Origin of the sequence: Pseudomonas algeriensis (assembly GCF_048847255.1) — a bacterium.
GTDB lineage: Bacteria > Pseudomonadota > Gammaproteobacteria > Pseudomonadales > Pseudomonadaceae > Aquipseudomonas.
Genome location: NZ_JBKKRK010000002.1, coordinates 277,480 through 300,478 on the forward strand (window position 1 = coordinate 277,480; position 22,999 = coordinate 300,478).

Annotated in this window: 26 protein-coding genes; 23 read left to right on the forward strand and 3 right to left on the reverse strand. The window is 59.9% G+C overall.

What is annotated here, in order from left to right; genetic code table 11:
- The 6 genes from ispF to rpoS all read left to right on the forward strand — a co-directional run bounded on the left by ispF (position 1) and on the right by rpoS (position 5,129).
- Positions 1–474, forward strand: a complete 474-nt coding sequence (gene ispF / locus ACLK1G_RS04115) for a 2-C-methyl-D-erythritol 2,4-cyclodiphosphate synthase (protein ID WP_420764254.1) — start codon at positions 1–3, stop codon at positions 472–474.
- Entirely contained in the window at positions 471–1,529 is a 1,059-nt protein-coding gene (gene truD, locus ACLK1G_RS04120; protein WP_420764255.1) for a tRNA pseudouridine(13) synthase TruD, read from the forward strand. The genes ispF and truD overlap by 4 nt, the downstream gene beginning before the upstream one ends.
- A complete protein-coding gene (gene surE, locus ACLK1G_RS04125; protein ID WP_420764256.1) occupies positions 1,517–2,266 on the forward strand; it encodes a 5'/3'-nucleotidase SurE in 750 nt (249 codons plus the stop codon). The genes truD and surE overlap by 13 nt, the downstream gene beginning before the upstream one ends.
- A 41-nt stretch (positions 2,267–2,307) precedes the next feature.
- Positions 2,308–2,943 (forward strand): protein-L-isoaspartate(D-aspartate) O-methyltransferase, encoded by a 636-nt coding sequence (locus tag ACLK1G_RS04130; RefSeq protein WP_161796107.1) that lies wholly within the window; start codon positions 2,308–2,310, stop codon positions 2,941–2,943.
- Between the two features lie 226 nt (positions 2,944–3,169).
- Positions 3,170–4,015, forward strand: a complete 846-nt coding sequence (locus tag ACLK1G_RS04135) for a peptidoglycan DD-metalloendopeptidase family protein (RefSeq protein ID WP_420764257.1) — start codon at positions 3,170–3,172, stop codon at positions 4,013–4,015.
- Positions 4,016–4,121: 106 nt separating this feature from the next.
- Positions 4,122–5,129, forward strand: coding sequence for an RNA polymerase sigma factor RpoS (rpoS, locus tag ACLK1G_RS04140; protein ID WP_420764258.1), 1,008 nt, complete (start codon positions 4,122–4,124; stop codon positions 5,127–5,129).
- 490 nt (positions 5,130–5,619) lie between these two features.
- Here the strand turns inward: rpoS and fdxA are convergent, their stop codons facing one another.
- The 3 genes from fdxA to ACLK1G_RS04155 form a co-directional block, all read right to left on the reverse strand.
- Positions 5,620–5,943 carry a ferredoxin FdxA gene (gene fdxA, locus ACLK1G_RS04145; RefSeq protein WP_065886008.1) on the reverse strand — a complete coding sequence of 108 codons (324 nt, stop codon included), beginning with the start codon at positions 5,941–5,943 and terminating at the stop codon, positions 5,620–5,622.
- 144 nt (positions 5,944–6,087) lie between these two features.
- Positions 6,088–8,655, reverse strand: coding sequence for a DNA mismatch repair protein MutS (gene mutS / locus ACLK1G_RS04150; protein WP_420764259.1), 2,568 nt, complete (start codon positions 8,653–8,655; stop codon positions 6,088–6,090).
- Between the two features lie 385 nt (positions 8,656–9,040).
- Positions 9,041–9,394, reverse strand: a complete 354-nt coding sequence (locus tag ACLK1G_RS04155) for a DUF6124 family protein (protein ID WP_420764260.1) — start codon at positions 9,392–9,394, stop codon at positions 9,041–9,043.
- A gap of 537 nt (positions 9,395–9,931) precedes the next feature.
- Here ACLK1G_RS04155 and ACLK1G_RS04160 point away from each other — a divergent pair.
- From ACLK1G_RS04160 to ACLK1G_RS04240, 17 genes are all read left to right on the forward strand, one after another.
- Positions 9,932–10,666 (forward strand): LexA family transcriptional regulator, encoded by a 735-nt coding sequence (locus ACLK1G_RS04160; RefSeq protein WP_420764450.1) that lies wholly within the window; start codon positions 9,932–9,934, stop codon positions 10,664–10,666.
- 534 nt (positions 10,667–11,200) lie between these two features.
- Positions 11,201–11,629 carry a hypothetical protein gene (locus ACLK1G_RS04165; protein ID WP_420764261.1) on the forward strand — a complete coding sequence of 143 codons (429 nt, stop codon included), beginning with the start codon at positions 11,201–11,203 and terminating at the stop codon, positions 11,627–11,629.
- A gap of 130 nt (positions 11,630–11,759) precedes the next feature.
- Positions 11,760–12,110 carry a phage holin family protein gene (locus tag ACLK1G_RS04170; protein WP_420764262.1) on the forward strand — a complete coding sequence of 117 codons (351 nt, stop codon included), beginning with the start codon at positions 11,760–11,762 and terminating at the stop codon, positions 12,108–12,110.
- A gap of 45 nt (positions 12,111–12,155) precedes the next feature.
- The gene (locus tag ACLK1G_RS04175) at positions 12,156–12,668 is read left to right on the forward strand and encodes a hypothetical protein (protein WP_420764263.1); all 513 of its coding nucleotides are present in this window, start codon (positions 12,156–12,158) and stop codon (positions 12,666–12,668) included.
- A 3-nt stretch (positions 12,669–12,671) separates the two neighbouring features.
- Positions 12,672–13,283: a phage baseplate assembly protein V gene (locus ACLK1G_RS04180; protein WP_420764264.1), complete on the forward strand. Its 612-nt coding sequence runs from the start codon at positions 12,672–12,674 to the stop codon at positions 13,281–13,283.
- An 11-nt stretch (positions 13,284–13,294) separates the two neighbouring features.
- Positions 13,295–13,627, forward strand: coding sequence for a phage baseplate protein (locus tag ACLK1G_RS04185; protein WP_420764265.1), 333 nt, complete (start codon positions 13,295–13,297; stop codon positions 13,625–13,627).
- The gene (locus ACLK1G_RS04190; protein WP_420764266.1) at positions 13,624–14,619 is read left to right on the forward strand and encodes a baseplate J/gp47 family protein; all 996 of its coding nucleotides are present in this window, start codon (positions 13,624–13,626) and stop codon (positions 14,617–14,619) included. Before ACLK1G_RS04185 ends, ACLK1G_RS04190 begins: the two co-directional genes overlap by 4 nt.
- Entirely contained in the window at positions 14,616–15,251 is a 636-nt protein-coding gene (locus tag ACLK1G_RS04195) for a phage tail protein I (protein ID WP_420764267.1), read from the forward strand. The genes ACLK1G_RS04190 and ACLK1G_RS04195 overlap by 4 nt, the downstream gene beginning before the upstream one ends.
- Positions 15,252–17,126: a phage tail-collar fiber domain-containing protein gene (locus ACLK1G_RS04200; RefSeq protein ID WP_420764268.1), complete on the forward strand. Its 1,875-nt coding sequence runs from the start codon at positions 15,252–15,254 to the stop codon at positions 17,124–17,126.
- A 2-nt stretch (positions 17,127–17,128) separates the two neighbouring features.
- Entirely contained in the window at positions 17,129–17,551 is a 423-nt protein-coding gene (locus tag ACLK1G_RS04205) for a phage tail assembly chaperone (protein ID WP_420764269.1), read from the forward strand.
- An 84-nt stretch (positions 17,552–17,635) separates the two neighbouring features.
- Positions 17,636–17,845 carry a hypothetical protein gene (locus ACLK1G_RS04210; RefSeq protein ID WP_420764270.1) on the forward strand — a complete coding sequence of 70 codons (210 nt, stop codon included), beginning with the start codon at positions 17,636–17,638 and terminating at the stop codon, positions 17,843–17,845.
- A 2-nt stretch (positions 17,846–17,847) separates the two neighbouring features.
- The gene (locus tag ACLK1G_RS04215; RefSeq protein ID WP_420764271.1) at positions 17,848–19,014 is read left to right on the forward strand and encodes a phage tail sheath protein; all 1,167 of its coding nucleotides are present in this window, start codon (positions 17,848–17,850) and stop codon (positions 19,012–19,014) included.
- On the forward strand, positions 19,014–19,520 hold the full coding sequence (locus tag ACLK1G_RS04220) for a phage major tail tube protein (protein ID WP_420764272.1): 507 nt from the start codon (positions 19,014–19,016) through the stop codon (positions 19,518–19,520). The genes ACLK1G_RS04215 and ACLK1G_RS04220 overlap by 1 nt, the downstream gene beginning before the upstream one ends.
- A gap of 149 nt (positions 19,521–19,669) precedes the next feature.
- On the forward strand, positions 19,670–20,236 hold the full coding sequence (locus ACLK1G_RS04225) for a phage tail assembly protein (protein ID WP_420764273.1): 567 nt from the start codon (positions 19,670–19,672) through the stop codon (positions 20,234–20,236).
- Between the two features lie 257 nt (positions 20,237–20,493).
- The gene (locus ACLK1G_RS04230) at positions 20,494–22,404 is read left to right on the forward strand and encodes a phage tail tape measure protein (RefSeq protein ID WP_420764274.1); all 1,911 of its coding nucleotides are present in this window, start codon (positions 20,494–20,496) and stop codon (positions 22,402–22,404) included.
- Positions 22,404–22,787: a phage tail protein gene (locus tag ACLK1G_RS04235; RefSeq protein ID WP_420764275.1), complete on the forward strand. Its 384-nt coding sequence runs from the start codon at positions 22,404–22,406 to the stop codon at positions 22,785–22,787. The genes ACLK1G_RS04230 and ACLK1G_RS04235 overlap by 1 nt, the downstream gene beginning before the upstream one ends.
- The gene (locus ACLK1G_RS04240) at positions 22,780–22,992 is read left to right on the forward strand and encodes a tail protein X (RefSeq protein WP_420764276.1); all 213 of its coding nucleotides are present in this window, start codon (positions 22,780–22,782) and stop codon (positions 22,990–22,992) included. Before ACLK1G_RS04235 ends, ACLK1G_RS04240 begins: the two co-directional genes overlap by 8 nt.
- Positions 22,993–22,999 lie beyond the last annotated feature (7 nt).

A 22,999-nucleotide genomic window follows, 5' to 3' on the forward strand; every position in this document is an offset into this window, starting at 1 on the left:
ATGCGTATTGGCCACGGCTACGATGTTCACCGTTTTGCTGAAGGCGACTTCATTACTCTGGGCGGCGTGCGGATTGCACACGGCTTCGGGCTGCTTGCGCATTCTGATGGTGACGTGTTGCTGCACGCCTTGAGCGATGCCTTGCTCGGCGCTGCCGCCCTGGGCGACATCGGCAAGCATTTCCCCGACACCGACCCACAATTCAAGGGCGCCGATAGCCGTGTGCTGCTTCGTCACGTGGTTTCCTTGATCCACGCCAAGGGCTGGAAAGTGGGCAACGTCGACAACACTATCGTTGCCCAGGCCCCGAAGATGGCGCCGCACATCGACGCGATGCGCCAGCGAATTGCCGAAGATCTCCAGGTAGACCTGGACCAGGTGAACGTGAAGGCCACCACCACCGAGAAGCTGGGCTTTGTCGGTCGCGAAGAAGGCATAGCCGTCCATTCCGTTGCCTTGTTGTTGCGCTCATGACCGAACTGGAACTATTGGGGCCACGGGCCTATGGCGAGTCGTTGGGCCGCGCGGTACTGAAAGCCACGGCGGAGGATTTCCAGGTCGATGAAGTGCTCGACATTCCGTTGACCGGCGATGGCGAGCACTTGTGGATCTGGGTGGAAAAACGCGGCTTGAACACCGAGGAGGCTGCCCGGCGTATCGCCAAGGCCGCGGGCGTGCCGCTGCGCACGGTCAGCTACGCCGGACTCAAGGATCGCCAGGCACTGACTCGTCAGTGGTTCAGCGTGCAATTGCCAGGCAAGGCCGACCCGGACCTGTCGACGGCCGAAAACGACACCCTGAAAATTCTCAAGACCGCCCGCCACAGGCGCAAGCTGCAGCGCGGCGCGCATTCGGCCAACGGTTTTACCTTGCGCCTGACTCAGTTCACAGGCGACACAGCGGCGATCGAGGCGCGCCTGCAACAAATTGTTCGCCAGGGCATCCCTAACTATTTCGGCGCCCAGCGCTTCGGCCACGAAGGTGGCAATGTCGTCGATGCTCGTGCGTGGGCGGCGCGCAAAGCCTTGCCGGAACAGCGCAACGTGCGTTCACGCCTGCTGTCGACGGCCCGCAGTTTTCTCTTCAACAAAGTGCTGGCTGCCAGGGTCGCCGACGGTACCTGGCAACACGCCCAAGTTGGCGATCTGCTGGCGTTCACCGACAGCCGCAGTTTTTTCCCGGCCGGGGAGGCTGAATGCAGCGACCCGCGCCTGGCGATTCTCGATCTGCACCCGACCGGTCCTCAATGGGGCGAAGGCCCTTCACCCGCCGCTGGCGTGGTCTTTGAATTGGAGCAGGCCGTCGCCCAGAGCGAGGCGGACCTGCGCGACTGGTTGATAAACGCGGGAATGAGTCACGAACGTCGCATCCTGCGGCTGCCCATTGGCGGGCTGTCGTGGCATTATCCCTCGCTGGACATTCTGCAATTGGAATTCGTCCTGCCGGCCGGATGTTTCGCCACTGTCTTGGTGCGCGAACTCGTCGATCTGGTGCCTGCAGGGCAGACGGACAGCCCATGCGTATTCTGATTTCTAACGACGACGGGGTGACAGCACCCGGTCTTGCCGCGCTTTATGCTGCGCTGGCGGATTTTGCCGAGTGCGTGGTGATCGCCCCGGACCAGGACAAAAGCGGCGCCAGCAGTTCGCTGACGATCGATCGTCCGTTGCATCCTTGCTACCTGGACAATGGTTTCATCAGCCTCAACGGTACGCCGACCGATTGCGTGCACCTGGGCCTGAATGGCCTGTTGGAGCGCGAGCCGGACATGGTGGTCTCAGGTATTAACCTGGGGGCAAACCTGGGGGACGATGTGCTGTATTCGGGTACGGTTGCCGCGGCCCTGGAAGGTCGTTTCCTGAACCACACCTCTTTTGCCTTTTCGTTTGTTTCACGGCAGGTCGACAACTTGCCTACCGCCGCCTACTTCGCCCGCAAGCTGGTGGAGGCCCACGGCGAACTGGACCTGCCGCCGCGCACGGTGCTGAACGTGAATATCCCGAATTTGCCGCTAGACCATATCCGTGGCATCCAGCTCACTCGCCTGGGCCATCGTGCCCGCGCGGCCAAACCGATGCATGTCGTCGATCCGCGCGGCAAGGCCGGCTACTGGATCGCGGCCGCCGGCGACGCCGAAGATGGCGGGCCTGGCACGGACTTCCATGCGGTCATGCAGGGCTACGTCTCGATCACGCCGTTGCAGCTGGATCGAACCTTCAACGATGCCTTCAGGCATCTCGAAGGCTGGCTGGAGGGGCTGCACTGATGTCACGTGAACAAGACGATATGCTGCGCCGGGGAATTGGCATGACCTCCCAGCGCACTCGGGAACGGTTGATCCAGCGGCTTTACGAAGAAGGGCTGTCGAATGCCCAGGTGCTGGAGGTGATTCGTCGCACGCCGCGTCACCTGTTCGTCGATGAGGCGCTGGCCCATCGCGCCTATGAAGACACGGCGTTGCCGATCGGCCATAACCAGACCATTTCCCAGCCTTATATGGTGGCCCGCATGAGCGAGCTGCTGCTGGAGGCTGGGCCGCTGGACAAGGTGCTGGAGATCGGCACGGGTTCGGGCTATCAGACCGCCGTGTTGTCGCAGTTGGTGGAACGTGTGTTTTCCGTGGAGCGGATCAAGGTGCTGCAAGATCGCGCCAAGGAACGTCTCGTGGAATTGAATCTGCGCAACGTGGTGTTTCGCTGGGGAGACGGTTGGGAAGGCTGGCCAGCGTTGGCGCCTTATAACGGCATCATTGTCACGGCGGTGGCCACAGACGTCCCCCAGGCCTTGTTGGATCAGCTTGCTCCGGGCGGGCGCCTGGTCATTCCGGTCGGTGCGGGTGAAGTCCAGCAGTTGATGTTGATTGTGCGCGAAGAGCACGGTTTTTCACGACACGTCCTCGGGGCGGTGCGTTTCGTACCGTTGCTCAACGGGCCGTTGGCCTGAGCATTTGTGATCGGATGCTGAATTCCAGGACACGGACTGTGTCTTACGGCAGCACCCGTTCGCCGGGCTTCGGTTTGCCAGATAACGTTAAACAGCGTCGAGCAAACGTGTGCGGGCGGCCATTGCGCTTCCTTTATAGACGCGCAATGTCGGCGAGCCATAGGGCAACATGTCTGCCTGGACAGGCAGTTTCGAATTTCTTCAGCCACCACAAAGGGAGCGGCGGGTGAGTCTCACAGTCATTGCGCAGCGTATGGGTATCACGAGCTTAAAGCGCCTGGTGACTGGCCTTCTCTTGGGTACCTTGCTGGTCGGTTGTTCCAGCACGCCTTCGGGTAACGTCCGAGTGGTCGATCGCAACAATGCGACACCGCAACGGCCAACGGTCACGACCGGCCAGTATGTAGTCCGGCGTGGCGATACGCTGTTTTCCATCGCTTTTCGCTACGGCTGGGACTACAAAGCCCTCGCGGCCCGGAACAACATTCCTGCGCCTTATACGATCCACCCAGGTCAGACAATTCGCTTTGACGGGCGCAGCGGTTCAACGCCTACGGCGGTCGTCACCCAGTCCGGTTCCACACCTTCTTCCTCGAGCAAAACCACGGTTATCCGTCGTCCGGCGGGTGCCGCGCCGGCGGCTGTACCGTCCGTCGCGAACAAGCCGGCCCCTGCTCCGATGCCTCCTGCAGGCCCCGCCCCGACTGGCTGGGGATGGCCTTCTAATGGCGTTCTCATTGGAAAATTCTCTTCAAACGGTAGTTTGAATAAAGGAATTGATATCGCCGGGGATTTGGGACAGCCTGTTTTAGCCGCGTCTGATGGCACGGTTGTGTACGCCGGGAGTGGTTTGAGGGGCTACGGCGAACTCGTGATCATCAAACACAGCGATACCTACGTCAGTGCCTACGGTCACAACCGCAGGCTGTTGGTTCGGGAGGGGCAGCAGGTCAAGGTCGGACAGACAATTGCCGAGATGGGATCAACGGGTACAGACCGGGTGAAGCTGCATTTTGAGATTCGCCGACAAGGTAAACCTGTAGATCCGCTGCAATTCCTGCCACGTCGTTGATTCGGTTGTCAGCCTGTTCCGTCACGTAGAGGGAACAGGCTCCAGCGTTGCCAAGGATAAAGGCGTCGCTCGAGCTTGAGGTCGAACTCACCAAAGGACTATAACAATGGCTCTCAGTAAAGAAGTGCCGGAGTTTGACATCGACGATGAGGTTCTCCTTATGGAGACCGGCATCGCTATGGATTCGATGTCGAATGATGAAGGGGCGACTCCACCTTCCGTTCGTGCCAAATCCAAACACTCCGCTTCACTTAAACAACATAAGTACATTGACTACACCCGGGCGCTGGACGCCACTCAGCTGTACCTCAACGAAATCGGTTTCTCGCCGCTGCTCTCCCCCGAGGAAGAAGTTCATTTTGCGCGCCTGTCGCAACGTGGCGACCCGGCCGGTCGAAAACGCATGATTGAAAGCAACCTGCGCCTGGTGGTGAAAATCGCCCGACGTTATGTCAATCGTGGGCTTTCGCTGCTGGACCTGATCGAAGAGGGAAACCTGGGGCTGATTCGCGCTGTCGAGAAATTCGACCCCGAGCGCGGCTTCCGTTTCTCGACCTACGCGACCTGGTGGATCCGCCAGACCATCGAACGGGCGATCATGAACCAGACCCGGACCATTCGGCTGCCGATCCATGTGGTCAAGGAGTTGAATGTCTATCTGCGGGCTGCCCGTGAACTGACCCAAAAGCTGGACCACGAACCTTCACCTGAAGAAATCGCCAACCTGCTGGAAAAACCTGTGGGTGAGGTCAAGCGCATGCTTGGGCTCAATGAGCGGGTTTCGTCGGTGGACGTTTCCCTGGGGCCGGACTCTGACAAGACGCTGCTCGATACCCTGACCGATGACCGTCCCACCGATCCATGCGAGTTGCTCCAGGATGACGATTTGTCCCAGAGCATCGACCAGTGGCTCTCGGAGCTTACGGACAAGCAACGGGAAGTGGTGATTCGCCGCTTCGGCTTGCGCGGCCATGAAAGCAGCACGCTGGAAGATGTCGGCCTGGAGATTGGTTTGACTCGGGAGCGGGTGAGGCAGATCCAGGTCGAAGGCCTCAAGCGCCTCCGGGAAATCCTGGAGAAAAATGGCCTGTCGAGCGAATCGTTGTTTCAATAACACTCACCAAGCGCAGCAGAGAAAGCCCCGACTGGTTCGGGGCTTTTGCGTTTCTGGGCCATTTGATTTTCCAGTCCTACCCATTTTGTAGTTTCAGTTTGTAAGCCTTTGCCTACTGTTACGTAAGCGTTCGGTTTTCCTTCAATGGGACAGATGACTAACGAATGCGGTGAAAAATAGTTAACTAGTTGTTTTTAAACAAGATAAGTTTCTGTGAACGGACTGTTACAGAGGGCAGGAAGACGCCTGCGGGCCATTGCACGGAAATGGGAAAACACTAATATCAGTCCTGTGTCGACGGACAGACACACCTGTCAAGGATGATGGGAAGGAAAGGATATCGCAGGATGCGATTCATCAGGACGATGAATAGGATTAAAGGGATTAGGGAAAAAATGTGGGCGGGTCAAACCGCCCCTTTTTTTTGCCTGCGATTTTGTTTTCAACCAGCAAAAAGGCCCGCAAGGGGCCTTTGGTGACGCGGGAAAGATCAGCGCTCGAGGTCTGCGATCTTGCCTGGCTTGCCATCCCACTCTTCAGCGTCCGGCAAAGCGTCTTTCCTTTCGGTGATGTTCGGCCAGATGTCCGCCAATTCAGCGTTCAGCTCGATGAAGTTCTCCATGCCAGCTGGCACTTCGTCTTCCGAGAAAATGGCATTCGCCGGGCATTCCGGTTCACACAGGGCGCAGTCGATGCACTCGTCCGGGTGAATGACCAGGAAATTCGGGCCTTCGTAAAAGCAGTCCACCGGACACACTTCTACGCAGTCGGTGTACTTGCACTTGATGCAGTTGTCGGTGACGACGAAGGTCATTTCTAATTCTCTCCTCAGGCGGCTGCGGCGAAGCCCCTTCACGGTAGGGGTCGCGGGGTTCGGGAGCGATAGTCTGCAAACCCAGGCTAATAGGCAGCAGCATCCCAAACCGCGCGAGATTCTAACAGCTTGAAAGCCTGTGCGTTAGATCCGTGTCTTCAATGTATAAAGCAATTCGAGTGCACGGCGTGGCGTCAGGTCGTCCAGGTCAACCTTGGCCAGTTCATCCAGCACCGGATGGGGCAGGCTGGCGAACAGGTCGCTTTGCTGCGGCGCGGCCGGTTTGCCTTTGGTCGGGCGGGGTACTTCGTGGGGCAGGCTGGTGGTTTCCAGGCGGCTCAGGTGCTCGCGGGCGCGGGTGATGACATCGCTCGGCACGCCGGCCAGCTGCGCCACCGCCAACCCGTAGCTCTGGCTGGCTGGGCCGGGCAACACGTGATGCAGGAAGACGATGCGTTCGTTGTGCTCGGTGGCGTTGAGGTGGACGTTTGCTACCAGCGGTTGGCTTTCCGGCAGTACGGTCAATTCGAAGTAGTGCGTGGCGAACAGCGTGTAGGCGCGCAGTTGAGCCAGGCGTTCAGCGGCAGCCCAGGCCAGGGACAGGCCGTCGAAGGTGCTGGTGCCCCGGCCGACTTCGTCCATCAGCACCAGGCTGCGTTCGGTGGCGTTGTGCAGGATGTTAGCGGTTTCGCTCATTTCCACCATGAACGTCGAACGCCCACCCGCCAGGTCATCGCTGGAGCCGATCCGGGTGAAGATGCGGTCCACCAGGGAAAGTTCGCAGCTGGCCGCCGGCACGAAGCTGCCGATGTGGGCCAGCAGCACGATCAATGCCGTCTGGCGCATGTAGGTGGACTTACCGCCCATGTTCGGGCCGGTGATCACCAGCATGCGGGTATTGTCGTCCAGGCTCAGGTCGTTGGCCACGAACGGCGTGGTCAGTACTTGCTCGACCACCGGGTGACGACCCTGGCTGATGCGCATGCACGGTTCGCTGACGAAGCGCGGGCAGTTCAGGTCCAGGTTCAACGCGCGTTCGGCCAGGTTGCTCAACACGTCCAGTTCAGCCAGGGCGGCGGCGGTGTCCTGCAGCGGCGGGAGCTGGCTGATCAAGTCTTCGAGCAGGGCTTCGTAGAGCATTTTTTCCCGGGCGAGGGCGCGGCTCTTGGCCGACAGCGCCTTGTCTTCGAACGCCTTGAGCTCCGGAGTGATGAAACGCTCGGCGCCCTTGAGGGTCTGGCGGCGAATGTAATCGGCCGGGGCTTGCTCGGCCTGCTTGCTCGGCAGTTCGATGAAGTAGCCGTGGATGCGGTTGTAGCCGACCTTGAGGTTGGCGAGGCCCGTACGGGCTTTTTCCCGGGCTTCGAGGTCGATCAGGAACTGGCCGGCGTTCTCGCTCAGCGATTGCAGTTCGTCGAGCTCGGCGTCGTAGCCGGTTTTCAGCACGCCACCGTCACGGATCACCGCCGGCGGATTGTCGATAATTGCTTTTTCCAGCAGCGCGGCCAGTTCCGGGTAGGTGCTGGTGGTGCGCGCCAGTTGTTGCAGGTGCGGTGCTTCGAGGTCGGTCATCGCCACTTGCAGTTCCGGCAGCGCGCCGAGGGCGTCGCGCAGGCGCGCCAAGTCGCGGGGACGGGCATTGCGCAGGCCAATGCGAGCGAGGATCCGCTCGATGTCGCCGATTTCCTTGAGCTGCGGTTGCAACTGCTCGAAGCGATAACGGTCCAGCAGGCAAGTAATGGAAGACTGGCGCGCTGTCAGTACCGTCAAGTCCCGCAGCGGACGGTTCAGCCAACGGGTCAGCAGGCGGCTGCCCATGGCGGTCTGGCAGCGATCGACGACCGATTGCAGGGTGTTATCGCGTCCGCCGGCCAGGTTGGTGTCCAGCTCCAGGTTGCGTCGACTCGCGCCGTCCAGCACCACGGTGTCATCCAGGCGTTCGTGACGCAGGCTGCGCAAGTGGGGCAGGGCGGTGCGCTGGGTTTCCTTGGCGTAGGCCAGCAGGCAACCGGCAGCGCCGATGGCCAGGGTCAGGTTTTCGCAACCAAAGCCCTTGAGGTCTTGCGTGGCGAACTGTTGGCAAAGACTTTTCAACGCCGAATCGCGCTCGAAGTCCCACGGTGCCCGACGACGTACGCCACGGCGTTTTTCCGCCGGCAGGTCTTTGGGCCAGTCGTCGGGAATCAACAGCTCCACCGGGTTGACCCGTTCCAGCTCCGCCAACAGATTTTCCCAGCCCTTGATTTCCAGCACCGAGAAATTGCCGCTGGTGATGTCCAGCACCGCCAGACCGAACAGGCGCTCGTCGCCCAGGACTGCAGCAATCAGGTTGTCCCGACGCTCGTCCAGCAAGGCTTCGTCACTGACCGTGCCCGGCGTGATGATCCGCACGACCTGGCGTTCCACCGGCCCTTTGCTGGTGGCCGGGTCGCCGACTTGCTCGCAAATCACCACGGACTCGCCGAGTTTGACCAGCTTCGCCAGATAACCTTCCGCTGCGTGGTAAGGAATCCCACACATCGGAATCGCCATGCCCGCCGATTGCCCACGCGCCGTCAGGGTGATGTCCAGCAGCTTGGCGGCTTTCTTTGCATCTTCGTAGAAGATCTCGTAGAAGTCGCCCATGCGGTAGAACATCAGCTGATCGGGATGCTGGTTCTTCAGGCGCCAGTACTGCTGCATCATCGGCGTGTGGGAGGACAGGTCGTTCACGGCTGTATTCATTGGGGTCAGGCAAAGCTCGTTGAAAGGTGTAGGCAAAAGGAGGGGCATCGGCCCGGCTTTTCCGCGATGGGCGCAAGGTTAACATGGGCGGTCTGGTGCTACCCATATGTGAGTGGTTTGCAGGACTGTGTGCTTATCCGTTTTTTCGGTAACGGCTACTTAGGGTGCCGCCCTGACGGCGGGTCACTTTTGAAGAGCCCGCAAGCCGGCCTGTTCCTCCGGCTGTACTCCGATCCAATTGTGGGAGCGAGCCTGCTCGCGATGACGGTTGCCAATACAACTTAGTTGTAACTGGACCACCGCCATCGCGAACAAGCTCGTTCCCGCAGTGATGACTCGGGTTTCTCTCAGGTCTTGGCTTGCATCATGAGTGCTACCTCACCTCAACCACATCCAACGCCCGATTCGCCAACAACTGGCTCAGCTCGATCATCTGTTGAACCCCCAGCGCAATATTCCGCCGCGAGCCCTTTAGGTCGAATGCCAGGTCGCTGACCATGGCGTTGGCCGAGGCCAGGGTTTCGCTGAGGTTGGCGAGCAGGCATTCGGCGTCGACGTTGGGGGCGATGATGAAAAGGGTGTCGGGTGTGTCAGCGGTTTCTTTGTCGGTTTTCGGCTTGAGGTAATAGTCCAGGGCGCGGGTGGTCGCGTCGTCGAGTTTCTTGGCGTTGGCCGATTGGCTGCGGGAGATGTGATCGTCTGGGGGATTTGGAGTGTTCTTCGGCATTCTATTGGATCCTTGAAGTTGAGCCACCACTCACTCGCGACTAAACGAGGGGTGGCAGCTGTACGCAGGTTAGTCGACCGGGGATCCAAGGAACCGGCGCGCCCGAGGGCGCCCTGCGCACAGCCACCATTGAGTACAGGAATAGAAGGACCTGACTGAATGGAGCAATGAGCACCTTGGAATACCGAGCGACTAAACCCGATCACTGATGAGCAGTGACGAGATCAAAAGTACCGATGGGATCCAAGGCGCACAAGCCGGCGGATTCTGGCGTAGTTGTAGGCAGAGGCGCAAGGAAACGTAGCCTTGCGTCGCACATTTGAAGAAAGCCTTTGAAGCCTTCCCAAGGGCTTGTAGGACGAATTCCGTGGCGAGGGAGCTTGCTCCCGCAGGGCTGCGCAGCAGACCCTTCTTGTGAGCGCTTCGCACTCAAGCGGGAGCAAGCTCCCTCGCCACAAGAAATGCGCGACGCTGGAATTGCATATTTATGCAAATCAGCATTTGTCTTCCGCCAAAAGAACAAGCATTATGCGCGTTATGCAAAAACGCAACGTTTCTACTGTATTAAGAGTATTGCTCGATCAGCACGGGATCTCCCCCACGGAGCTTCACCGGCGTACCGGCGTGCCTCAGTCCACCCTCTCGCGGATCCTCAGCGGCAAGATCGTCGACCCTTCGGATAAACACATCTCGAAGATCGCCGAATATTTTGCCGTGAGCACCGACCAGTTGCGCGGGCGCGCGGACGTTGTGCCCGCCGGCAATGCCCGCCGCGACGAGCCGCATTCCGAACTCAAGGACATAAGCCTGTGGGACGATGACACACCCGTCGAGGAAGACGAGGTGTCCGTTCCTTTTCTGCGTGAGGTTGAATTGGCTGCTGGATCAGGAAGATTCGTCATCGAAGAAAGCGAGCGCTCCAGCCTGCGCTTCGGCAAGCGCAGCCTGCGCCACAACGGCGTGCAGTTCGACCAGGCCAAGTGTGTGACGGTACGCGGCAACAGCATGTTGCCGGTGCTGCGTGACGGCGCCACGGTTGGGGTGAACGCGGGCAAATGCGGGATCGGCGATATTGTCGACGGTGACCTCTACGCCATCAACCACAACGGCCAACTGCGGGTGAAACAGCTCTACCGCCTGCCCACTGGCATTCGTCTGCGCAGCTTCAACCGCGATGAACATCCGGATGAGGACTACACGTTCCAGGAAATGCAGGACGAGCAGATCGTCATCCTCGGTCACGTCTTCTGGTGGGGCATGTACGCCCGTTAACCCCTCCGCTGTCAGATAAAACCCGCCGCCGTGCGGGTTTTTTTTCGCCTCCTGAAACTGGCAACCCTCAGTGTTCCTGCGGGCTTCATGCGTTCATGCATTTGCCATGCATAAATAAATGCATTCACGCATTGACTGTATATGCATCCATGCATATTCTGTGTCCAAGCCGCTCGACAAAGCGGCTGGCAACAAAGCTCTTTAGTTCTACCCACAGGCAGCGATGAACCGGCCTTAACGGTTCAGAGGGTTGGCAACTGGCCCGGGTGTGCAGCGTAAAGCACCAGAAGCAGTTATCCGGCGGGCAGGGACCGCGGCCGGAGGAACAATTTGAATGGATCCGTACCGCGCCAGTCGCGCCGAAAGATCAATCGCATTACTGAAAAGCCTGGGTAACCGGGCTTTTTGGAATGCCTGTGCCGCGAGGCACTTCAAACAGGCAGGGCATTTCCATGCGCTCATCCGTGAAACCAAGGAGATGCCCAGATAAAAAAAGTGATTTAAAAAACTTACCTAACTAAAAGGATGTAAATGATGAAAACCTTTTTCAGGGTGCTGGTCGTAGCTGTCCTGGCCTTCCAGTCCCTTAACGCAAGTGCTGAAACCTCACCTGTCGGTTCCTGGCAGTTCGCCTACTACCATATTCCGGGCGGCGGTTTTTTTGCCAACCAAACGATCTGTTTCAAAGCAGACAATACTTGGTACTCGAGCTCGCAGGCCGGCTGGAAGGGCGCATGGTTCCAGAATGGAGATGATCTCCAATGGAACGGAAGTGTGCCAATGCCGGGCGCAGGCAGCGCCAACAATCTCGCGACCATTGCCATGGGTAAGTTAGCTGTCGCGGGTTCGATGTCGGGTAACTACGCGGAATGGGCCGCGCCCAGTGCGCTACCACTGTCTTGGGACAGACACTACACCTACACCATGACTTACAAAGGCGCGACCTGCGCCGCGCCAAAGTGATGTCAGCTTTCAAATAACCCGACAAACGTCTGAACCCTGTTTCTAGCGACTTAATGGGTTGCATCGACCCACATCTCATTCCACTCCAAACAACTTCCCGCCCAATCTTAATCACCCCAGGAAACGAGACATGACAAACGAGCAACAAGCGTTGCTGGACATGCCGATCTGGCTGGTCATCGTGCTCGCCCTGGTGGGCGGGGTGACTGGCGAGATGTGGCGTGCCGATAAGGAAGGCGCCCGTGGCTGGTCGCTGCTGCGGCGCCTGGCGCTGCGTTCCGGTGCCTGCATGGTCTGTGGCGTCTCGGCGATCATGCTGTTGTACGCCATGGGCCTGTCGATCTGGGCCGCTGGTGCCTTCGGTTGCCTGACCGCAATGGCCGGGGCGGACGTGGCCATCGGGCTTTACGAACGCTGGGCCGCCAAACGGATGGGCGTGAGTGAACTGCCGCCGCGTGATTCCCGTTCCGATCCACATTGATCCCTCACTGGCGTTCTTCGTGCCGCCGTAAAAAAGGAGGCCTCGATGCCTGCCGTCCTCGAAAAACCGTCGCAGCTGTTCTTCGCCATTGCCCAGACGCTGCGCGCCACTTATCCCGCCTTGAAGATCGGCAGCCCCCAAGAATTCGACGGCACCGACGACCAACCTTGGGTGCTGATCGCCATTGAGCGCGATGCGTCCGGCCTTCGCGCCAACGACGGGCGTATCGCCCATGTGCTGACGGTGTCTTTGCAGGTGGTCATGGCCGTTCCGGGATGGGACGCCTGCGATTTGGCCGCAGAGCTGAAGCAATTGGTCATGGATAACCGCTGGGGGCTGTCCGGTGATCAATGCGACCTGCCGACGGAGCTCGATGGCCTCCCGTCAACATTCATCCATCCGGCGCGGCAATACACCGCCTGGACCCTTTCTTTCAGCCAGGCCCTGTACCTGGGGCCAACGCTGCTGGATGACCCGTTGGGCATTCCGAAATTCGCGCGAACCTGGGAAGTCTCGAGCATCGACGACCCAGATCAATACACAGCACTCGAGGGTTGAACCATGTTTGATGCGCTGTTGCGGATGCATCTGGGGCCGATCATCGAGCGTCTGGCGCAGATGGAAACCGAGCTCGAAGACCTGCATCGGCGTGCGGAAAGTTTCTGTCGCATCGGTGTGTGTCAGGAAGTCGATGCCGCCACCAATACCTGCAAGGTCAGCCATGGCGGGCTGCTGACACCGGCGATCCGCTTCTTCAACCCGAGCGCCGGTGCCCAGAGCGAGTCGCGGATTCCGTCCGTGGGCGAGCAGTGCCTGTTGCTCAACCATGGAGGCGGCGACGGCGGTGGCCAAGCGGTGGCGCTGTTCGGCCTTAACGGTGGTCAGTTTCCGCCCGTCTCGACCCAGGCTTCGCTGACGCGTCGCCTCTATCAGGACGGCGCGGAAAACGGCTACGACCACGCCAGCCATGTTCTGCATTGGAACAACGGTCCGGCGGCATTCAGCGGTTCCCGCGAATCCCTCCGGTTGAACATTGGCCCATCCAGTTTGGTGATGACGCCGCAAACCATCGAGTTGCAACGGGGCGCCGTTGGCATTCGCCTCGACGCGTCGGGTGTGCACCTGAGCGGCCCGGTGGTGGATCACCAGGGACGCGTCATCAGTACCGCATAAGAGATTTCCTCATGATTGGAATCGATCGAAACACCGGCGCCACGGTGGACGACTGGCTGCAGTTCGTACAGCGCGCCACCCGGGCGTTGACCACGCCGTTGGGCACTCGCCAGAAGCGTCCTTTGTATGGCTGCGCACTCACGCAGTTACTGGGGCAGAACCTCGGTGACGACCTGCTGATCCTCGCCCAGAGCCATGCGGCCCAAGCGTTCTACAACCCGCACAACGGTATCGATGATTTCGAGCCGCAGGTCATCGTTGCCAGCCGGCACGGTGCGGGATTGCTGCTGCGTTTCGCCGGCACCTGGAGAAACCGCAAACAGACTTTCGAGGTGGTGGCATGAGCATGTTGATACCCGGCCAGAACCAACTGGCCGAACCGGCCATCGTCACCGTCGAGGCATTCGAGGATCTGCTCGCAGAATTCAAGACCTTCGTGGTGGAGTATGTCGCGGCACGCTCTCCGGCAAGCGCCGCAAAACTGGTGGACAGCCTCGAAAACGAAAGCGAACTGCTGACCCTGGCTCTCGAGGCGTTCTGTGTCCGGCTGCAAACCCACGAACGCAAATACAACGCCCGCATCAAGCAGATGCTGGCGTGGTGGGCCACCGGCACCAACCTCGATGCTCGCCTCGCGGACATGGGTCTTGAACGCCAGTTGCTCGACCCGGGCGATCCGGCGGCATTCCCGCCCGTTCCCCCGGTCTACGAGAGCGATGACGATGCGCGGCTGCGCTACTACCTGGCGCCCCATGCCCCGGCGGCTGGCTCGCGCATGCAATATCGACGGGAAATTTTCACCCTGGGGCAACGCCCCGTCGTGAAGGTTGAAAGCGCTTCGGCGGGTGTGGTGACGGTCACGTACACCTTCGACCCGGACAGCTACGCCGCCCAGATCAAGGACGGCAACGGACGCCGCACCGCGCCCGGCGAAGTCACGGTCACGGTGCTGTCCCGCGACGGCGATGGAACGCCATCCGAAGCGTTGCTCGACCGCGTCCGCGAGCACTTCGCCCGACCGGATGTACGACCGGAAACCGACCTGGTCATCATCCAACCCGCGCAGATCAAGAACTACAAGATCCGCGTCGTGGCGAAGATCAATCCCGGCCCTGACTCGGGCCTGACCCAGGTTGCTGCACAGCGGCAACTGCAGGAATACGCCGAGGCCTGCCATCGCCTGGAAGGTCGGGTGGACCCGAGCTGGATCGACTACACGCTGCACAGCGCCGGCGCGGTTCAACTGCAGATTCTCGAACCGCTTGCGCCGATCGTGACGACGGCTTTCCAGGCGCCGTACTGCACGGGCGTCGAGGTCGAGGTGGATACGTTATGAGCGACGACACATCTCGACCGAGCCTGCTGCCGGTCAACAGTTCACCGCTGGAGCGGGCGCTGGATCTTGGTTTTGCCCGGCTGCTGGAACGCATCGATCCGCCGTTTCCCGAGTTGATGAACCCGGCGGCCACGCCTTTGGCGTTCCTGCCGTATCTGGGGGCGGATCGTGGGGTCAGTGAGTGGAGCACCGCGGCGCCCGAGGCTGAAAAACGTTTGACCGTGGAACTCGCTTGGCCCACCGCGCGGCAGGCCGGGACGCGAACGGCGCTGGAAAATGCCGCGAAGGGTTTGCAACTCAGGCCCGAAGTGCGCGCCTGGTATGAACAAACGCCACCAGGCCCGCCCTACAGTTTTTCCGTCAGGGCGTTCACGGAACAGCCCTACAGCGAAACCATCGACGCCCGTCTCGACCGCCGCCTGGCCGATGCCAAGAGTGAGCGCGACACCTTGGGCGTTTCGGTCGGCTTGAGTGCCTTCGGCCGTCAAGTCATCGGCGCCGCCACGCTGTGCGGTGAGCTGACTACCGTCTTCCCGATTGTCATCGAAGGGCTGGAAGCCTCGGGCCAAGCCTATATGGCCGCCGGGCTCTACACCGTCGAAACCTCCACTATTTATCCACAGGGGTCCTAAATGGCCGACTACTACACCCTGCTCACCGATGCGGGGATCGCCTACGAAACCGCCTGCAAGGCGGCGGGCACACCGATCAAGTTGTCCCAGATTTCCGTCGGTGACGGCGGCGGTGCGCAATACAACCCGGCGGCTACCGCCACCGCGCTCAAGCGCGAAGTCTGGCGCGGGCCGCTCAATGCGCTGTTCCAGGATGAGAAGAATCCGAGTTGGTTGCTGGCCGAGGTCACCATCCCGTCCGACGTGGGCGGCTGGTATGTGCGTGAGGCGGGGATCTGGACCGATACCGGGATTTTGTATGCGATCGTCAAATATCCGGAGTCGTTCAAGCCGGTATTGGCGACTTCGGGCTCGGGGAAAGAGTTTTATATCCGGTCGATTTTCGAGACGAGTAATGCCGAGCTGGTGACGTTGTTGATTGACGATACGGTGGTCAAGGCGACGCGAGCCTGGGTGATGAGCTATTTGGCTGATGAATTGGCAAAGCTTGATGGTAAGCAGTCGGTTCGTGTGGCTGCGACGGGCAACGTTGTGTTGAGCGGTGCTCAGCAGATCGACGGTGTAGCGGTTACGGCTGGACAGCGAGTGCTATTGCCGGTGCAAACGGCGGCCAAGGAAAACGGGATCTGGGTTGTAGCTAATGGCGCATGGTCGCGAGCTGCGGACGCCAATGTCAGCGCGAAGTTGACCTCTGGCTTGATGGTGATGGTCGAGGAAGGCGCGAAGAATGGCGACTCGCTCTGGCACTTGGTTACGAACGGGCCGATCTCGCTTGGGACCACGGCGCTGATATTCGAGATGCTTGCGGGTCGGACTGGCATCGCCCCTGGGACCTACAAAAGTCTGACGGTCGACAAATACGGTCGGGCGCTGAGTGGGGAGAATCCGGACACACTGGCCGGTTTCGGCATCAAAGACACTTACACGAAGCCGGCAATTGAATCGATGATCGCGCAGGCGTCGGCTCTTCCGGTAGGCGCAATGGTTGCGTTTCCAGTTAACAGCATTCCTCCAGGCTTTCTAGAAGTCGACGGCAGTGTAAAGAGCATTGCTGCATACCCAAGCCTGGCGGCCTTCCTAGGCACGGTATTCAATAAGGGCGATGAGGGGGGCGGAAACTTTCGCTTGCCTGAATCGCGTGGCGAGTTTTTGCGCGGTTGGGACCATGGACGTGGTGTCAACATCGGACGAGGTATCGGAACTTACGAGCTAGATGAACTCAAGTCGCATAGTCACATGCTTCCGAACAACCCCAACAACAATGCTCCGGGCTCTGGGTCCGACGGGGGCGAGGGCGCCGCTGGATATCTTGAAACGGGTCGAACAGCTATGGAGGGCGGCTCAGAGACTCGCCCCCGAAACCTTGCGGTCATGTGGTGCATCAAGGCTTGGAACGCGCCGATCAATCAGGGAAATATCGATATCGCAGCACTGCAAGCGTTGGCGGTGCAAGCCACGGAAATCAACCGCGGCACTGCGAGAATTGCGACGCAGGCACTGACTGATGCTGGCACGGATGACAGCAGTATCGTGACGCCGAAGACGCTTCGCTGGAAAGTGTCGTTTCTTATCGCACCCAATGGGTACGTGGCTTTCCCCTCCTGGCTTGGCGGCTTGATTGTCCAATGGGCCAGTACCCAGGTAACCACAAACGGCGCCAATGGCGGTACCGGGACGGTCACATTGCCTATGGCTTTTCCACATGCATCGTTTGGCGTAATTGCGATCAAGCGGACTACGGCTTTACTAAATGGGGCGGAAACCTACCAAGCGGCACCGTCTGGATTGGCTCAAGCCGTCATAAGCATTGATTCGGCCTCTGGTAATGAAAGTTCTGGTACTCGTGATGTCTTCTATCTCGCGTTGGGTAATTAATTATGAAGAAATATTTTTTTTGTCCTGAAACGCTTGGGCTCTATCCAAACACTCTTTATGGCGATGCGATGGGGAAGGCCAGTATCGAATTGAACGAAAGCGAATATCGCGCGCTTGCAGGTCACGCTTTGGCTTTAGACAAGGACAGACGCCCTGTATTGGCTGTGGCTCTGCCACTTACTTTCGAGCAACTTGCAGCCAAAGAACGGGCTTGGCGTGATAGCGAGCTAAGCGGAACGGAATGGCTGACCGCTCGTCACCGCGACGAAATCGATATGGGTTCCCCTATCACCTTGGCTGCTGAGAAATACAGCGCCTTATTGACTTGGCGCCAGGTGCTACGTGATTGGCCTGCTTCAGCTGAATTTCCCACCGCAGAGAATCGGCCGCCAAAGCCGGAATGGATTGAACAACAAACCCAATAAAAACGCCCCGCACCGACGGGGCGTTTTCCTACCCAACACCAAGGCCCCTTCTCAAGGGGCTTTTTCACATCCGGAGAAACCCAAGTGGCACCACGCCAAACCTACACCGTGCTCCTCCCTTTCCCCACCGGAGGCGGTCACTGGTCCAGCACCGGCCAGGAACTCGACCTCCTCGACGTCGAGGCCAACGCCTTGCTCAGCGCCGGTCGCCTGGCATTGAAAAAAACCGAAGCCGTCGAACCGGCTTCCGCATCCACCCCGGCCAAAAAGGCCACCACCAAAAAGGCTGAATAACCATGGCTGAGGTTTTGAACTTCGAGCACAACGGCATTACCGTCAACGCCACTGAATCTCCCGAGGCCATGGGTGGCCTGGGGGACAACGTCATCGGGCTGGTCGGCACCGCGCCGAATGCCAACCCGCTGATTCCGAAAAATACCCCGTTTCGCATCAACAGTTTTACCACCCAAGCCCAGCTCGACCCGAGCGGTGCCGAGGCGGGGACGTTGTTCCACGCGGTGTACCAGATCCTCAAAGTGGTCAAGGTGCCGGTGTATGTGGTCATCGTCGAAGAGGGCGCGACACTGGCCGACACGCAGAACAATGTAATCGGCGGCATCGAGGCGCAGACCGGGCGCAAGTTGGGCCTGGCCGCGTTGAGTGGCGTGGCCGAAGACCTGACGATCATCGGCGCGCCGGGCTTCACCGGCACCAAGGCCGTGGCCGGCGAGTTCGCTTCGTTCGGCAAGCGCATCAAGGCCCGTGTGGTGCTGGATGGCAAGGACGCCTCGGTCGCTGATCAAGTGACCTACAGCCAGGAATTGGGCGGCGCCGACCTCGGTTTCGACCGTTGCCTGGTGGTGCACAACATGCCGGCGGTGTACTCCAAGGCGGCGAAGAAAAACGTCTTCCTGGCCCCGTCGAGCCTGGCCATCGCCGCACTTGCCAAGGTCAAGCAGTGGGAGAGTCCGGGCAATCAGGTGACTTTCGCCGAGGACGTTTCCCGCACCGTCGAATACAACATCCTCGACACCTCCACCGAAGGCGATCTGCTCAACCGCTACGGCGTCAGCTATTACGCCCGCACCATCCTCGGCGGCTTCTCTTTGCTGGGCAACCGTTCCATCACCGGCAAGTTCATCAGCTACGTCGGCCTGGAAGACGCCATCAGCCGCAAGCTGGTGAAGGCCGGCCAAAAAGCCATGGCCAAGAACCTGACCAAGTCGTTCATGGACCAGGAGGTCAAGCGCATCAACGACTGGCTGCAAACCCTGGTGGCCGACGAAACCATTCCTGGCGGCAGCGTGTACCTGCACCCGGAACTGAACAGCGTCGAGAAGTACAAGAACGGCACCTGGTACGTAGTCATCGACTACGGCCGCTATGCGCCGAATGAACACATGATTTATCAACTCAATGCCCGCGATGAAATCATCGAGCAGTTTCTGGAGGACGTTCTCTAATGTTTACCAACCGCGTAAGACAGGCCATTGCGGCCACCCTGCAGGGCCTGCCGTTGTCGGCGACCGTGGAAGAATTCACGCCGCCGAAAATTGAATTCGAAATGGAAGAAATGCGCGGCGGACGCTTCATCGGCGAGGAAATGGCCAAGAGCGGCAAAGCGCTGACAGCCAAACTGGTGCTGCAAGGTGTCGGCCCGGAAATCATGCTGGCCCTGGGCGTGAGCGTCGGAGACGACATCCTGCTGAACGTGCGCGAGGCGGGCCAGGATCAGGACGGCAATACCTGGTTCACCTACCACACTGTGGGCGGCAAGTTGAAATCCCTCGACGAAGCCGCCCTGAAAATGAACGAGACGCCCACCACCACCCTGGAGCTGTCCTGCCGCACCTACAGCCGCCTGGAAAACGGCATCCCAGTGATCGACATCGACGTGCGCACCCAGAAGTTCGTGCTCAACGGCGTCGACATTCTTGGCGATGCGCGTCGTGCGGTGTTGCTGCCTTAAGCAGTTGCCAGCCGGCTAGATGCAATCCCTGTGGGAGCGAGCTTGCTCGCGATAGCGGAGTGTCAGACACCTTGATATTGAATGAACGTCGCCATCGCGAGCAAGCTCGCTCCCACAGGGGATCCCCGATTTTTCAAGGAATTGATTTTATGTCCTGGATGCCTCCAACCCTTGAGCTGTTATCGCCGATCACCGATGACGACGGTTCGCAGCTCGAGCAACTGCAACTCAGGCCGCTGTACTACGCCGCGCAAAAAGACGCCTTGGCCCGTGCCGGCGATGACGAGGACGAGCAATTCTTCGAATTGGCCAAATTGGCCACCGGCCTGTCGGGCAAGGAGCTCGATCAGCTCAAGCGTCCGGATTACGTGAGCATTGCCCAGTACGTGCTCGAAATGTCCACGCGCCCGGCGTCGTATTTCCTGGATGACCCACAGGCCGATCCTGACCAGATGCCGCTGCTGCAACCACTCGACGTCGCGGGCCGCAGCCTGACCTCATTGACCCTGGAAATGCCGGTTCTGCGGGCCACCAAGGCGATGAAGAAACTGAAGACGGCCAAGGAACGCGCCGAGTTCATCACGGCCCATTGCACCGGCCTGATGCTGCCCGATCTGGCCTCGCTGACTGTGCCTGACTGGACGCAACTTCAGGTGCGCATCGACGATTTTTTAAACAAACCGGCGGACTTCTTTCGGAGCGCGACATCGAAGTGATCCTCGATGTGGTGCCGCTCATTTACTCGGTAAGTGAAGCGGAAATCCTGGAGTGGGACGCCGGCAAGGCCTTGCGCCGATACGACATCGCGATCACTCGCCTTGGCGTGAAACAGGAGTAGAGCGGGATGGCGGACGATAGATATTCGCTCAGATACGCAGCCTTCACTGAGAGTGGGGCGGCGGCCTCAAATACGAACCCTGCGAGCAGTGTGATCATCTCCGCTGGGGATCGGCTGCCAGGACTGAGCCTCGCGATGGAAAACCTTGGGCTCAAGCTCGGCCGACTGACCACGGCAATCGAGTCGCTGACCGTCAAGCTTTCGGCGCAGCGATTGTTTTCCCAGGCAATGGGAACCGGCGCCAAGGGCGAGACAGCCAAGGAACCGAAGGGTCAGCCGGCCGGCGGTATTGAGCCACCAGAACTGCTGAAACCCGCGATAGCGATGGATTCAGCCATTGCCGATCTCAAGATGGCCACCCAATTCGGCCCTCGCCAGATTGCCGAGATGGCTGAGCCCACCCAGCGCATCGCCAGCGCGCCATTGGTGGCGGCGGGCGGGACCACGGCGGTTGATGTCGTGAGGATGGAAAGCCTGGCGGCCAGGGCGGGAATCAGCAGCGATCTGCCCAATGCCTCGGACCGGCAATTGGCACTGTTGCGCTTTGCCAGTGATGCAGGGGTGACGGCATCCACATTCAAGATGCCGGCCATGGAAGCCGCCGAGATGCTGCTCGGCTGGCGCACCGCCATGAAACTCAGCGCTGAAAAAGCGTTTGACCTGGCGGATGCAACCAACCACCTCGGCAAGCTCCCCGGCGGTGCGAAAGCCAGTGAGATCGGTACCGTGTTGCAGCGTGACGGTGCGGCCGCGACCTCGGCGGGTTTGCAACCAGCGCAAGCCGCAGCGTTGACGGCGGCGTTGCTCAACACCGGTTCGCAACAAGCTGAAGCCGGCGCCGCGCTGGATAGCTTCGCGAAGGCTTTGGGCAAGGGCAATCAGGCCTCCGCGACCGAGCAGGCAGCCTGGAAGCAGTTGCGGCTTGACCCAGAGGAAGTGGCGAGTGGGCTGCGTGACAAAGACGCAGCGCCCGGTACGGTGATGTCGGTATTGGCGGCCTTGAATGCGCAGCCTGTGGACCAGCGCCCGAACCTCGCCGCTTCGCTGTTTGGCGTGGGCGACCAAGCGGTGCTACGCATGGCGCAGAAGCTTGACGATGTGAACGCAGCGTTCTGGCAGGTGAAAGACCCGGCCCACTACGCCACGTCGTTATTGGGTGACAAGGGCTCGGTGCGGCAGGATGCGTTGGCGTTGTCGAACACCCAGCAAGGTCGGTGGAACGTCTTCAACGCCAGCAATGAGCGTTTGTCGGCGGCCGCTGGCAATGCCGTGACACCCGTTGTGGACAGCTCGCTGCAATGGCTCGGGTCGTTGAACGATGACATGAGCGAGTTGGCCGAAACTTCACCTAAAGCCGCCGCCGCCATTGTGCTGGTCGGCGCGGCGATCAAGCCGCTGGTGGGGGCGTTGCTCAAGGCCCTCACGGATGAATTGGGCAGTCGAGCTGCCAAGCGAATTTTGGAGCCGACGAGCGCTGCGAAGGCCGAGGGTGGTGTGAGCGGCGGCCGCTCCCTGCAAGGCGTGACCAGTTCATTGCGTACGGTGACTCGTTTAATGCCCAAAGCGATGGTTTTAGGTGCCGCCGCTGAGGTCGTCGAGGGCGCGATCAATGGGGACGGCGCAATGATCGGAGAGGGCCTGGGGGCCGCTGGCGGCGGCTGGGCGGGCGCGTCGGCAGGCGCTGCGATTGGCACCTTTTTCGGTCCGGGCATCGGCACCGTCCTCGGTGGAGCGATCGGCGCGCTTGTTGGCGGCCTGACGGGAAGCTGGATGGGCAGGGAGGCGGGGTCCTGGCTGGGTGACAAACTCGCCACGCCCGCCGACAGGCTCGCCGCCCCAGAGCAGGTCAGCAAAGACCTGCACGGCACCCAGGCAACCACCCAGCAAAACACCCTGACCGCAAACATCTACATCAACGGCCAGGATCAGGCCAGTGCCGCCCAATTGGCGAACCTGGTGGTGCAACAAATCAGCAGCCAATTCCAACTCATGCCCAACTCACTCGCCATGCGCAGTGACGCGGCCCTGACGGACGGAGGTACGTGATGCGTCAACAAATGGCGTTGGGCAATTTCATTTTCGGCCTCTCCCGCAACTTCGCTTATCACTCGCTGGTTCGCACCTCGGACGGTGGCTGGAAAAACATCGACATCCTCACCAGCAAACCCAGGTCCAGTCAGGTCGGGCAAGGCTTGCAAGGGCTGACGATCACCGGCAAATCGATGTATGCGACCGCCATGGATCGCCTCGATGAATTGCGAGCACTGCAAGCCTTGCGCATCCCTTTGCCATTGGTCGATGGCATCGGTCGAAACTGGGGGCTGTGGCAGATCAACAAGGTGTCGGAGACCCAGACCGAGGTCATCGACGATGGCACGGCGATGGTGGTCGGTTGGGTGATTGATTTGACGGAGTTCGCCAATGCGTAGGGTTCGAAGTATCGCCGGTGATTCGGTGAATCTGTTGCTGTACCGCGAGCTTGAGCGCTGTGACGACCTCGTGGAGGAGGCGCTCTGGCTGCTCAATCCGGGGTTGGCGCAATGGGGCCCGGTATTGCCGGCGGGCGTATGGATCGTCCTGCCGGAAGTGGATCTCAAGCCCGTGGCGATCCCTCCGGTTTCGGCCTGGGATTAAGGAGGCG